The sequence below is a fragment of the Pseudomonas sp. ChxA genome (assembly GCF_030263855.1).
GTDB lineage: Bacteria > Pseudomonadota > Gammaproteobacteria > Pseudomonadales > Pseudomonadaceae > Aquipseudomonas > Aquipseudomonas fluorescens_CB.
On record NZ_JARPMK010000001.1, the window covers coordinates 3,432,354 to 3,444,975 of the forward strand.

Here is a 12,622-nt window from a genome sequence, read left to right on the forward strand (position 1 = left end):
TCCGGTTAAAGCGCAGCTATGCGGGCCAGTTCTGCCTGCAACTCGGCAGCGCTGAGTTGGGCGAAGGGCAAGGCCAGGAACGCCTTGCAACGCCCTTCGATGGTGCTGAGCGTGGCCTTGAACGCGGCGTCCACGCGGGCCTCATCACCCTGAACATCCGACGGGTCTTCCAACCCCCAATGCGCCTTCACCGCCGGCCCGAAATACACCGGGCAAGCTTCGCCTGCGGCCTTGTCGCACACCGTAATCACCACATCCGGCGGGCTGCCCTCAAAGGCGTCATTGCCCTTGCTGTACAAACCTGCGGTGCTGATGCCCGCTGCCTGCAACGTGCTGAGGCTGCGCGGCAGCACCTGGCCCTTGGGGAAACTGCCGGAGCTGATCGCCTCGAAACCTGCCGGCGCCAGGTGATTGAACATTGCCTCGGACAAGATGCTGCGGCAGCTGTTGGCGGTACACATGAACAGGACTTTCACAGCGGTATCTCCTTCAGAGACTCAGGCGCAAGGCGAGGGCGGCGAGGGTGATCAACAGCACCGGCAAGGTCAGGACGATGCCGACCTTGAAGTAGTAACCCCAGGTGATGGTGATGCCTTTGCGCGCCAGGATATGCAGCCACAGCAAAGTGGCCAGGCTGCCGATCGGGGTGATTTTGGGGCCCAGGTCGCTGCCGATCACGTTGGCGTAGATCATCGCGTCCTTGACCACGCCCACGGCATGGCTGGACTCGATCGACAGTGCGCCGATCAGCACCGTCGGCAGGTTGTTCATCGCCGACGACAACAGCGCCGTCAGCACGCCGGTGCCCATGGCCGCGCCCCACACGCCATAGGTGGCAAAAGTGTCGAGCCAGGTCGCGAGGTAGGTGGTCAGGCCGGCGTTGCGCAGGCCGTAGACCACCAGGTACATGCCCAGGGAAAACACCACGATCTGCCACGGCGCTTCTTTCAACACTTTGCGCGTAGAGATCGTGTGGCCCTTGGCGGCGATCACCAGCAGCAACACGGCGCACACGGCAGAAATTGCACTGATGGGAATGCCCAGCGGCTCTAATGCGAAACAGCCCACCAGCAAGATCCCCAGCACCCACCAGCCGGCGCGAAAGGTCGCACGATCATGGATGGCGCTGGCGGGGTCTTCGAGGTCGGCCGGGTCGTAGGCTTGGGGAATGTCGCGGCGAAAGAACCACAGCAGTACCGCAAGGGTGGCCGCGACACTGACGAAGTTCACCGGCACCATCACCGCCGCGTATTCGTTGAAACCGATCTTGAAGTAATCCGCCGAGACGATGTTCACCAGGTTCGACACCACCAGCGGCAAGCTCGCGGTATCTGCGATAAACCCAGCACCCATGACAAACGCCAGGGTGGCCGCCGGGGAAAAGCGCAAGGCCAGCAGCATCGACATGACGATGGGCGTGAGGATCAACGCCGCGCCGTCGTTGGCAAACAGCGCCGAAACCAGCGCGCCGAGCAGCACCATATAGGCAAACAGCCGCCGGCCCCGCCCACGGCCCCAACGCGCCACGTGCAGGGCGGTCCAGGCAAAGAAGCCGGCTTCGTCGAGCAGCAGGCTGATGATGATCAGCGCAACAAAGGTGCCGGTGGCGTTCCAGATGATGTGCCACACCACCGGAATATCCGCCAGGCTGATCACCCCGCAGGCCAGCGCCAGAATGGCGCCCATGCTTGCACTCCAGCCGACACCGAGGCCTTTGGGCTGCCAGATGACCAGGACGATGGTGAAGATAAAAATGCCAATTGCGACAAGCATGAATAAACGCTCCGATGGCTCAGCAGCAGGTGCTGGCCCGTTGTGGTCGGTCGCCCATGGCATCAAGACGCTGCGCGTCGTGGTGCAACCAGGGTTGGTTGGCTTGCAAGGTGGTGTCCAGCACTTGAGTGACCCAGGCGGGCAGTGCCGGGTTGATGCGGTAGTAGACCCATTGGCCCTGACGACGATCCAGCAGCAACCCGCAACTGCGCAGTTGTGCCAGGTGACGGGAGATCTTTGGCTGGCTGTCGTCCAGAGCATGGATCAGTTCGCACACGCAAAGTTCGCCTTCGCGCAGGATCAATAACGTCAGGCGGGCGCGGGTGGCGTCGGCCAGGCATTTGAACAGGGTGGGCGGGGAGAAGAAGTCCGACATGATCAGGGGTCTTTTGCATATATGTGTATTCGAATATACGGATATTCGAATATGTAGGTCAATTCTTGAATTCGATTGATGTGGATCAAATCCTGCGCAATGCACCACAAGTGACTGAAATTAAAATGAAACACGAATGTCCTAAAGTGCCTGCCCATTGCTGATGAAGGATGAACCCGCGTGACCCGTGCCACTCGCAACCTGCGCAAGACCCTCGATTCCGTCGCGGACAACAACGAAACTGCGGCGTTTGACCTGATGCGCGCCGTCGAAAAACTCGGCGATGAAGTGCTGCGCCAACGCCTGCTCAATACCATTCACCGGCTCAACCAGGACGCCCATGAACTGCGTGAGGCGCGCGACTCGGTGGAGCAGGTATCGGTCAAGCTCGCCTGAGTGAGCAAGATCGTTCAAGACAACCCGCTTTAAAGGCTGGCATGCTTGTCGACTGTCTGTCGATGAGCCGTCTCCATGCATACTGCCTTACCGCATTACGCCTTCGCCCGCGGCGCCATTGCCGTTATTCCGTTATCCCTGGCCTGTGCGCCGTGGGGGCTACTCGCCGGCTCCATGGCCATTGACGCGCAATTTACCCCGCTGCAAGCCCAGGGTTTGTCCGCCATCGTGTTTGCCGGTGCTGCGCAGTTGGTGGCCATCGGCATGGTCAAGAGCGGCGCCAGCCTGATCTCGATTGTGTTGACCACGTTGCTGCTGACTTCCCAGCACTTGTTGTATGGCATGCACATGCGCCCGACACTCTCGTCACTCAACGCTCGCTGGCGCATGAGCTTGGGCTTTCTGCTGACCGATGAGTTCTTCGCGCTGGTTAACCACTATGACCGCGAGACGTTTAATCGCTGGTATGCGTTGGGGGTGGGGCTGACGTTTTACATCGCCTGGAACCTCTTTACTCTGGCCGGCATTGTGCTCGGCAAGAGCATTCCCGGGCTTGACCAGTTGGGTCTGGAGTTTTCGATTGCTGCGACCTTTATCGCGTTGATTACGCCGGTGGTGCGTGATGTGCCGACGGTGGTGTGTGTGGCGGTGTCGTTGCTGTTTTCGGTGTGGTTGAGCTTTTTGCACTGGGAATCGGCGGTGGTGGCGTCCGGGGTGTTGGGCATGACGGCGGGATTTGCATGCAAACGGCTGGGGGTAGGGCAGCGATGATCTACATCATGATTGTGGCCATGGGGCTGGTGGTCTTTCTCAACCGTTACCTGTTTATCGAGCCGCGTTTGCCGGTGCGGCTTAACCGTGGGGCGCGGGAGTTTCTGGGGTTCGCGGTGCCTGGGATGCTGACGGCGATTTGTGGGCCGATCATTTTTCTTGCCGACCATAAGTTGAATCTGAGCCTGGGTAATCCTTACTTGTTGGCGGGGGTCTGTGCGGTGGCGTTGATGTTCTGGACCCGTAGCGTGTTGATTACGGTGCTGTTGAGCATGGGGTTGTTCTATTTGTTTCGCTGGTGGTTTTGAGGGGGGGCTTTGGGGGCATATCCGTTGCTGCGGTCAGGGCTACTTAGGGTTCCGCCCTTACGGCGGGTCACTTTTGCAAGGACGCAAAAGTAACCAAAAGGTCCTCGCCCCACCACTCGGTGCCTCGCTTAGGCTCGGCATGCCCTCACTCCGGCTTGAATCCGTGGGCCGCCGCGATGGGCCATCCTTGGCCCAGCGCGGCTAACCCGGCGTCCTGCCGGGTTACCCACGGATTCAAGCCTGCGTTCGGCCAGCGTGGTTAACGGGGCGTCTCAGATCAAAATCAAGATCAAGATCTACAGCACGGCGGCCTGAAAGCCGACCTGAGTGGTTGAAGCAAAAGCCAGGTCAAGTGCAAAGCAAAAGCCTATCTGAATACACTGAAGAACTGCTTTTCTGTGGGAGCTGGCTTGCCTGCGATGCAGACACCTCGGTACATCAGGCACACTGAGTTGATGCTATCGCAGGCAAGCCAGCTCCTACCTTTGACCGAGTATGGCTCTGCTGTTGCTGTTGCTGTTGCTCTGGCCCTTACATCCTTTTCGATGACGAAGTCAGCGGTCTTTTGATCTGCGCTTTTGATCTTGATCTGAAATCGCCCCGTTAAACACGATGGCCGGAATCTGACAGGGATTTGGGGGGTAACCCGGCAGGGATGCCGGTTTAGCCGCGCTGGGCCAAGGATGGCCCATCGCGGCGGCCCCCCAAATCACTGTCGGATTGCGGGCATGCCGAGCCTAAGCGAGGCACCGAGTGTTGGGGCGAAGACTTTTTGGTTACTTTTGTGTCTTTACAAAAGTGACCCGCTGTAAGAGCGGAACCATAAGCCGCCGTTACCGCAGAAATGGATATGCCCCCAACAAACATCACCACCGCGCGCTCAACCGACCCCCAAAAAAACGCAGGCAAAAAAAAGCCCGCGGGAGAGCGGGCAGAAGGGAGACTTCTTAAAAATGAGCCTGCCGATTATAGGTGCCAAGCGCACCTTTCACAGTGAAACAAAGTTCATGCACGCATCAGACAATCAGCGGACAGTGGTAGAGTCGCAGTTTTTCCAAGGAAGCAATGGCATGCGAAAGCTGGTAATTGGCGCATTGGCAGTGGCCGCACTGTCCGGTTGTGCGGGCTCGAAGATGAAAGACGCGCGCAGCGGTCAGCCCTACAAGACCCTGGCGTCGGACAAGGCTACATTGGTGGTTGCCCAGTGCATCCAGTTCGGCTGGCAGGACGAGGCAGTGTTCGGCGTTGATGCCGGTGGCTTCAAAGAGCCGCTCGAAGCCGGTGGTTTTACCGTCTACACCACTGGCGGCGACTACTTTGCCGATGTGCGCGTAGCCGGTGCCGGTTCCAGCGTCAACTACTATGCCGCCCAGGACACGATGCCGGCCAAGCGTCGTTTGGCCGCACTGGCAACCTGTCTGTAGGCTGACTCCTTAGCATTTTTCGGAAAAGCCCGGCAGGACAGCCGCCGGGCATTGGCTTATCATTCCTCCCGCTCGCTCGACGTGATGGCTCTTTACCAGTACACGGACGTCGAGGCCTGAACGTCGAGCGGGCCTCGTTTGCTTCCTATCGCGGCATGTAGCCCAAATGCCAGCGCCGGGGAATCTTCAGTGACACCAGCCCCAGCACGGCGGCCAATGCACCACTGATCAGCAGCGCCTTGAGCCCGAGGTGATGCTCCAGCACGGCACCGATGACGGCGCCCACAAACATGCCGGCCCACGGCACCAGTTGCACCCGCCAACCATTGCGCCGCTCCCCCAGCATCCAGCGCCCCAGCCCGCGCCCAAAACGTGAGAGCGCGCCCGTCACATAAGTCAAGCCCACCGGCAAGCCGTTGACCTCTTCCACGGCGGCATTGAGCATGCCCATGGCCAGGATCGCCGCCAGCAGCGCCGGCAGAATATCCTCGAAAGGCCATAGCGCCGCGCCGCACAGCAAGGCAGCGATGCACAGCAGCAAAGGCAGCGCATGCCGGCGGCTGAAGCGGCTGACCACCACGCCCAGGGCGTTGCCCAGCACAAACACTGCCACCAGCAACAGCAGGCGCCCGGTCAGGCCCAGGTCACCGGCGCTGATCGCCACCGCCAGGCGCGTGGTGTTGCCGCTCATGAATGAAACAAAATCCCCGCTGGCCATAAAGCCAATCGCATCGGTCATGCCTGCCAGCACCGACAGGCTGGCCACCAGCATCAAGCCGACCCGCCCGCGCCAGCGTTGGCGATGGGCAAGCGCTGCATTGGCGTAAGGCCTTTGGGACGAGGGCAACATGGGACCGGGCTCCGCGTTGAGATTATTCGGCCACTACCGTAGGACGCTTCTGCAGCGTGTGCAATGACCTCAGACACTTTCCAGGCGCCAGCCGGTGGGCTGCCAGATCAAGTGGTGGGTCGGCCGGATCGCCTGAATGAACGCCTCGTCATGGGACACTGCGACAATGGCCCCGGTAAACCCGCGCAACGCCTGCTCAAAGGCCAGTACCGATTCCAGGTCCAGATGGTTGGTGGGCTCGTCCAGCAATAGCAGTTGCGCCGGGGAGTCGCGCCACAAGGCAATCGCCATGGCGGCTTTCAAGCGTTCGCCGCCGCTCAGTTGGCCGGTGGGTTGGGTGACGCGCAGGGCGTCCAGTTGCAACAAGGCCAGGCGCGTGCGCAGCTCGGCTTCGGCCAGTGGCGTGTCGAGCAAATTGAGTTGTCCGACGATGGAGCGCTCATCCGTCAGCAGTGCCAGGTGCTGATCGATATAGGCGGCGGGCACCGGCACCGTGCAGCTGCCGCTGACGGCTTGCCATTGGCCTGCCAGCAGCTTGAGCAGCGTGGACTTGCCGCAACCGTTCGGCCCCCGCACGGCCACGCGTACCGGGCCGATCAGGTTGAGCGTGAGGTAAGTCGCAGGCTGGTGCGGGTCGAGCCATGGCAGTTGGGCATGCTCCAGGGTGAGTACGTGTCGGCCATTGGGCAAGGCCGAGCCGGGCAGGGCGAGCAAGGTCGGGGTTTCATCGACGACACGCGCATAGGCTTGGCGCACCTGCGCATCCAGCTCATTCTTGTAGGCGTGGTGAGCGCTGCGCACCGTGCTGACGATTTCCTTGGCGGCGCCTTTCCAGCGGGCTTTGGTAAAGCGATCAACGTTGGCGGTTTCGGCATGCTTGCGTGAGCGGGCGGCATTGCGTTGCAGGCTGTCGTGATCTTTTTGCAGGCGCTTGCGTTCGCGGCTGCGTTGCAGGCGAGCGTGTTCAAGCGCCAGGGCGGCAGCGTGCTGTTCGGTATCGCGCTGCTGGCGATAGGCATCGTAGTTGCCGCCATACACACGCATGCCAAGGGGCGACAGTTCGACGATGCGTGACAGTGTATTGAGCAGCTGTCGATCATGGCTGACCACCACCAAACCGCCACGCCACTCGCTCAGAACGCGCAGCAGCCACTCGCGGCCATGGCTGTCGAGGTGGTTGGTGGGCTCATCCAACACTAGCAAATCCGGCGCCGCCAACAATGCGCCGATCACCGCAACCCTGGCCAGTTGGCCGCCACTCAGTTGATTGGCCGGGGCTTCAAAACCGAGCGCATGCAGGCCGGCGTCATCCAGTGCCGTGCGCAAGCGTTCGGCAAGGTCCCAGCGATCGTCAATCAGCTCAAGGTCACCGGCCCGGGCCTCGCCTCGGGCCATGCGCTCAAGTGCGGCCAATGCCTGGGCGGTGCCAGTCGCATGGGCAAGGCTTTCTCCAGAGTGCAGCGTCAGGCTCTGGGCGACGTAAGCTACGCGGGCCCTGCCGTCCAGCGTACCGGAAGAGGGCACAAGCACCCCGGCAAGCAGCTGCGCCAGGATACTTTTGCCGTGACCATTACGGCCGACAATCCCGGTGGGTGTGTAATCAATGGACAGGGTGAGGTCGTCCAGCAAGGTTTCGCCATTGGCGAACTGGAAACACACGTGTTGCAGGGAAACCAATACGGGCAGGCGTTTGACGTCAGTCATCAGCACCTCCAAAAAAATGTCGAACAGGCCAACAAGCGCGCCAGGCGGCTCGTTGCAGATACATTTTGGAAGGCTTAGTTGTTCACGTCGGCGCTCATCCCGTGAGTCAGAAGGGACCCGCAGGCTAACCCAGCTTCGCGCGCTTGGGCAAGTCGGCAGTCAATTGCTCCAGGAACATCGCCAGCGCGACTTCTTCGGCTTTAAGGCCTTTGCGCACCCGTGGCTTGGGCAGTTTGGACAGCTCGCCCAGGCTGAAATGCTCCAGTACGGCGGGGTGGATATAGCACTTGCGGCACACTGCCGGCGTATTGCCCAACTGCTTGGCGACATCTTTGACCATCGCCACCACGTGGCGCTTGGCATCGGATTCGGGCTGCCACTCCAATTCGCGCAACACCGCCAGCGCCATCGCGGTGCCGGCCCAGGTGCGGTAGTCCTTGGCGGTGAAGTCGGCGCCGGTAAGGCTGTGCAAATAGGCATTCACGTCGTGGGAACTGACGGTGTGGCGCTCGCCGTCTTCGTCCAGGTACTGAAACAGATTCTGCCCCGGCAACTCCAGGCAGCGCTTGACCACCGTGGCCAGGCGCCGGTCCTTGACGCTGATCTGATGCTCGACGCCACTCTTGCCGCGAAACTGGAACTGGATCTCGCTGCCCTTGATGTCCACATGGCGGTTGCGCAGGGTGGTCAACCCATAGGATTTGTTGTCGCGGGCGTATTGGGTGTTGCCGACGCGGATCAGCGTGGCGTCCAGCAGCATCACCACGGTGGCCAGGACTTTTTCACGGGTGAACCCCGGCGCGGCGATCTGCGCTTCCAACTGCTTGCGCAGTTTGGGCAAGGCATTGCCGAACTCTTGCAGGCGCGAGTACTTGTCGGTGTCGCGCACTTCGCGCCAGCGCGTGTGGTAGCGATACTGCTTGCGGCCTCGCGCATCACGGCCGGTGGCTTGCAGGTGGCCGTGTGGGTCGGCGCAGATCCACACGTCGGTGTAGGCCGGTGGCACGGCCAACGCATTCAGGCGCTTGATTTCATCGGCATCGGTGATGCGCTGGCCTTTGGGGTCGAGATACTGAAACTTGCCACGCAGCTTTTTACGGCGGATGCCGGGTTGGCTGTCGTCAACATAATGCAGGTCGCGGGGCAGGTCGGCAGGCAGCGCAGAGTCGGGCATGGTGCAAGTTCCTTGGCAATAGATCAGGCCGGTATACCTGATTGACCGCAGGGTTTTGCGCGCGTGCCAAATACTTACGCCAGCACCGCCACCGCCTTGATTTGCGCCCACAAGGCCTGGCCCGGATGCAGTTGCAGTTGATCGCGGGAGAAGCGTGTAATCCTCGCCAGCAACGGCGTACCGCCAGCGTCCAGGCGCACCAGTACATGGGCGCTGTTGTCCGCTGCTATTTCCTGGGTGACCGTCACCGGCAAGCGGTTGAGGATGCTGCTGGCTTCTTCGGCCTGCAGGCTGAGGCTGACGTCGCGCGCCTGCACCTTGACCCGCGAATGTTTACCCAACGCCAGCGGCGCATGGGCCACACGGATCTGCAAAGGGCTGTCGGGTAGCTGCAAGGTGAGCAATTGGTAGTGCGCGTCAAAGGCAACCACCGTGCCGTTGATGACCACACCGGCGTCATCGCCCAGCGCCATCGGCAAATCCAGGCGTGCCAGGGTTTCGCCGATGGGGCCGCTGGCCAGCGCCTTGCCGTCGCTTAATAGCACGATGTGATCGGCCAGGCGCGCGACTTCGTCCTGGGCATGGCTGACGTACAGCACGGGAATATCCAACTCATCGTGCAAGCGTTCGAGGTAGGGCAGAATCTCGCTTTTGCGCTTGCTGTCCAGGGCCGCCAGCGGCTCATCCATCAACAACAACTGCGGGCTGGTGAGCAGGGCGCGGGCGATGCCGACGCGCTGGCGTTCGCCGCCGGACAAGTGCTGCGGGTGGCGTTCAAGCAGGTGGCCGATACCCAGCAGTTCGGCGGCCTGGGCCATGTCCACACGGCGAAGCGCGCGGGCAATACGCTTGAGGCCGAACTCCAGATTGGCGCGCACCGACAGGTGAGGAAACAGGCTCGCTTCCTGGAACACATAGCCGAGTGCGCGTTTATGCGGCGGTACAAACACGCCATTGCGGCTGTCTTGCCAGACCTCTTCGTTGATCTGAATAAACCCGTCTTCAGCCCGCTCAAGCCCGGCGATACAGCGCAGGCACGTGGTCTTGCCAGAGCCGGAATGCCCGTACAGTGCGGTCACGCCACGGCCGGGCAGGTGCAGGTCCACGTCCAGAGCGAAGCCTGGGTACTTCAGGTTCAGGCGTACATCAATCATTGCGGTCAGCTCCAGCCCATCTTGGTTTTACGGCTGGAATAGAGCGCCAGCAATACGAGAAAAGCGAACACCACCATGGAACCGGCCAGCCAATGGGCCTGAGCGTATTCCATGGCTTCGACGTGGTCGTAGATCTGCACCGAGACCACACGGGTCTTGTCGGGGATATTGCCGCCGATCATCAACACCACGCCGAACTCACCGACGGTGTGGGCGAAGCCCAGAATCGAGGCGGTGATAAACCCCGGGCGGGCCAGGGGCAGGATCACCGTGAAAAACGTGTCCCAAGGATTGGCGCGCAACGTCGCCGCCACTTCCAATGGGCGCGTGCCAATGGCAGAGAAGGCGTTTTGCAACGGCTGCACCACAAATGGCATGGAATAGATCACCGAGCCGATCACCAGCCCGGCGAAACTGAAAGTCAGGGTGCCCAGGCCCAGCCATTGGGTGAACTGGCCGAAGTAGCCGTTGGGGCCCATGGTCAACAACAGGTAAAAGCCGATCACCGTCGGTGGCAACACCAACGGCAACGCGACAATCGCGCCTATGGGGCCGCGCCACCAGGAGCGGGTGCGCGCCAGCCACAGGGCGATCGGAGTGCCGATGATCAGCAGGATCACAGTCGTCAGTGACGCCAGTTTGATGGTCAACCAGATGGCGGAAAAATCGGCACTCGACAGCGGCATAGTCAGTTGGCCAATTCGTAACCGTAGGACTTGATCACCGCAGCGGCTTTTGGCCCCTTGAGGTATTCAACCAAGGCTTTGGCCGCAGCGCTGTCCTTGCCTTTGTTGAGGATCACCGCGTCTTGCTTGATCGGATCATGCATGGCCGCCGGGACGATCCACGCCGAACCGCTGGTGACCTTGCCGTCTTTGTAGATCTGCGACAACGCGACAAAACCCAGCTCGGCGTTACCGGTGGACACGAACTGATAGGCCTGGGTGATGTTCTGGCCTTCGACCAGCTTGTCCTTGACCTTCTCGGTCAGGCCTTCTTTAGCCAGCACTTGAGTGGCCGCCAGGCCATAAGGCGCGGCTTTCGGGTTGGCGATGGACAGGTGTTTGAAGTCGTTTTTCTTCAGCACGTCGCCTTTGGCATCCACGTAACCTTCTTTGGCCGACCACAGCGCCAGGGTGCCGACGGCGTAGGTGAAGCGCGAACCTTTGACCGTATCGCCTTCGGTTTCAAGTTTTTGCGGGGTGGTGTCATCGGCGCTGAGGAACACTTCAAACGGCGCACCGTTCTTGATCTGGGTATAGAACTGGCCAGTAGCGCCGTAGGCGGCGACCAGTTTGTGGCCAGTGTCTTTTTCGAAATCGGCGGCAATCGCCTGGATCGGCGCGGTGAAGTTGGCGGCGACAGCCACCTGGACTTCATCAGCGTGGGCTGAGCCAAAAGCAAAAGCGGCAATGAGGGTGGCCAGTGCAGTAGGGGCCAGGCGTGAGGCGCGGATCATCATGAAGCAGCTCCTTGGGGGTTGTACGGCTTGTTATAGGTAGAAGGCTTTACCGCTATGTATGGGAATATATAGCGGTTGGCCATTGCCGGTACAGTGCAAAGTTGCCCCAGGTGTCAGTTGCGGTTGAGCTTGGCCAGCGCCTGTTCGGCCAACTGACGGGTCAGGTCATAGCTGGAAATATCTTTACCCAGACGCAGCGCCTGGCCGGCCCAGAGATTGCTGAAGCCGGCTTCATCCTTGGCCTTGAGCGGCATCAGGGCGCCGCCAGAGGTAGGGAATGCCGGTGCCGCCTGGTTGATCGCACCGAGCTCACGCATCACTCGATTGACGATGCCGCGTGCCGGTCGGCCGGTGAACAGGTTGGTCAGCGCGGTTTCGCTGGCCTGGGCGTGACGCAGTGCATGCTGGTGGGAGGCGCTGACATTGGCTTCAGGGGTAAACAGGTAGGCAGTGCCGATTTGCACCGCCGAAGCACCCAGGGCCAATGCTGCGACGATGCCGCGAGCATCACCAATGCCGCCTGCGGCGATCACCGGCACCTTCACCGCGTCGACAATTTGCGGCACCAGCGCCATCAAGCCTATTTGCGTGTTGAGGTCGTCACTGAGGAAAATCCCTCGGTGCCCACCGGCTTCAATGCCCATCGCAATGATTGCATCGCAGCCATGCTGTTCGAGCCAAATGGCTTCTTCGACGGTGGTCGCCGAGGACAGCACTTTGGCGCCGGTGGCTTTTACCCGATCGAGCAAGGCTTGTTCCGGTAAACCAAAGTGAAAGCTCACCACCTCGGGGCGGAATTCTTCGACGACTGTGCAAGCAGCATCATTGAAGGGTGCCCGGTTGGATACGGGTGTCGGCGCGTCAAAGTCTGCGCCAAGCTCGTGGTAGTAGGGGTGCAGTAACTCTTTCCAGTGCCGGTCGCGACCTTCATCCGCCGCAGGTGATTGGTGGCAGAAAAAGTTGACGTTGATGGGGTCGGAACTGGCCTGGCGAATGGTGCTCAAGGCTTCGCGCAGTTGCTCGATGCTCAGCGCTGCGGCGGGCATTGAGCCCAAGGCGCCGGCCTGATTGGCGGCGATGACCATCGCAGGGGTGGTGGCGCCGGCCATCGGCGCCTGGATGATGGGTACGTCAATGCCCAGCAGGTCGAGAATGCGGGTGTCTGGCCAGGTGCTCATGGGATGCGTCTCCAGCGTCAGTAGGACATTGCGCTGTTTTAGCAGGGCCATT

At 60.9% G+C, this 12,622-nt stretch carries 14 protein-coding genes; 4 read left to right on the forward strand and 10 right to left on the reverse strand.

Translation table 11 applies throughout. The features are described from left to right. Positions 1 to 5: 5 nt before the first annotated feature. From P5706_RS15295 to P5706_RS15305, 3 genes are read right to left on the reverse strand one after another with little or no spacing between them, the layout of a single operon-like run. Positions 6 to 476, reverse strand: a complete 471-nt coding sequence (locus P5706_RS15295) for an arsenate reductase ArsC (RefSeq protein WP_285679818.1) — start codon at positions 474 to 476, stop codon at positions 6 to 8. 13 nt (positions 477 to 489) lie between these two features. Continuing rightward, positions 490 to 1,773, reverse strand: a complete 1,284-nt coding sequence (locus P5706_RS15300; RefSeq protein WP_285679820.1) for an arsenic transporter — start codon at positions 1,771 to 1,773, stop codon at positions 490 to 492. Between the two features lie 19 nt (positions 1,774 to 1,792). Further along, positions 1,793 to 2,149 carry a metalloregulator ArsR/SmtB family transcription factor gene (locus P5706_RS15305; protein WP_200432123.1) on the reverse strand — a complete coding sequence of 119 codons (357 nt, stop codon included), beginning with the start codon at positions 2,147 to 2,149 and terminating at the stop codon, positions 1,793 to 1,795. Positions 2,150 to 2,329: 180 nt separating this feature from the next. Here P5706_RS15305 and P5706_RS15310 point away from each other — a divergent pair, with 180 nt between their 5' ends. The 4 genes from P5706_RS15310 to P5706_RS15325 all read left to right on the forward strand — a co-directional run bounded on the left by P5706_RS15310 (position 2,330) and on the right by P5706_RS15325 (position 5,048). Next, a complete protein-coding gene (locus P5706_RS15310) occupies positions 2,330 to 2,545 on the forward strand; it encodes a hypothetical protein (RefSeq protein WP_017138831.1) in 216 nt (71 codons plus the stop codon). A 75-nt stretch (positions 2,546 to 2,620) separates the two neighbouring features. Beyond that, positions 2,621 to 3,316, forward strand: a complete 696-nt coding sequence (locus P5706_RS15315; protein ID WP_285679824.1) for an AzlC family ABC transporter permease — start codon at positions 2,621 to 2,623, stop codon at positions 3,314 to 3,316. Next, positions 3,313 to 3,624 carry an AzlD domain-containing protein gene (locus P5706_RS15320; protein WP_285679825.1) on the forward strand — a complete coding sequence of 104 codons (312 nt, stop codon included), beginning with the start codon at positions 3,313 to 3,315 and terminating at the stop codon, positions 3,622 to 3,624. The genes P5706_RS15315 and P5706_RS15320 overlap by 4 nt, the downstream gene beginning before the upstream one ends. A 1,070-nt stretch (positions 3,625 to 4,694) precedes the next feature. Then, the gene (locus P5706_RS15325) at positions 4,695 to 5,048 is read left to right on the forward strand and encodes a lipoprotein (protein ID WP_099489116.1); all 354 of its coding nucleotides are present in this window, start codon (positions 4,695 to 4,697) and stop codon (positions 5,046 to 5,048) included. A 145-nt stretch (positions 5,049 to 5,193) separates the two neighbouring features. On the opposite strand, the gene P5706_RS15330 is transcribed toward P5706_RS15325, so the two are convergent. The 7 genes from P5706_RS15330 to P5706_RS15360 form a co-directional block, all read right to left on the reverse strand. After that, positions 5,194 to 5,898 (reverse strand): YoaK family protein, encoded by a 705-nt coding sequence (locus P5706_RS15330; RefSeq protein WP_200433929.1) that lies wholly within the window; start codon positions 5,896 to 5,898, stop codon positions 5,194 to 5,196. A 69-nt stretch (positions 5,899 to 5,967) separates the two neighbouring features. After that, on the reverse strand, positions 5,968 to 7,602 hold the full coding sequence (locus tag P5706_RS15335; RefSeq protein WP_285679829.1) for an ABC-F family ATP-binding cassette domain-containing protein: 1,635 nt from the start codon (positions 7,600 to 7,602) through the stop codon (positions 5,968 to 5,970). A gap of 124 nt (positions 7,603 to 7,726) precedes the next feature. Further along, positions 7,727 to 8,776 (reverse strand): DNA topoisomerase IB, encoded by a 1,050-nt coding sequence (locus P5706_RS15340; protein ID WP_285679831.1) that lies wholly within the window; start codon positions 8,774 to 8,776, stop codon positions 7,727 to 7,729. Between the two features lie 74 nt (positions 8,777 to 8,850). Then, entirely contained in the window at positions 8,851 to 9,930 is a 1,080-nt protein-coding gene (gene modC, locus P5706_RS15345; RefSeq protein ID WP_285679833.1) for a molybdenum ABC transporter ATP-binding protein, read from the reverse strand. A gap of 5 nt (positions 9,931 to 9,935) precedes the next feature. Then, positions 9,936 to 10,622 (reverse strand): molybdate ABC transporter permease subunit, encoded by a 687-nt coding sequence (gene modB / locus P5706_RS15350; RefSeq protein ID WP_285682743.1) that lies wholly within the window; start codon positions 10,620 to 10,622, stop codon positions 9,936 to 9,938. Further along, positions 10,619 to 11,392, reverse strand: coding sequence for a molybdate ABC transporter substrate-binding protein (gene modA / locus P5706_RS15355; RefSeq protein WP_200433933.1), 774 nt, complete (start codon positions 11,390 to 11,392; stop codon positions 10,619 to 10,621). The genes modB and modA overlap by 4 nt, the downstream gene beginning before the upstream one ends. Before the next feature lie 113 nt (positions 11,393 to 11,505). After that, positions 11,506 to 12,570 (reverse strand): NAD(P)H-dependent flavin oxidoreductase, encoded by a 1,065-nt coding sequence (locus P5706_RS15360; RefSeq protein ID WP_285679835.1) that lies wholly within the window; start codon positions 12,568 to 12,570, stop codon positions 11,506 to 11,508. Positions 12,571 to 12,622: the final 52 nt, after the last annotated feature.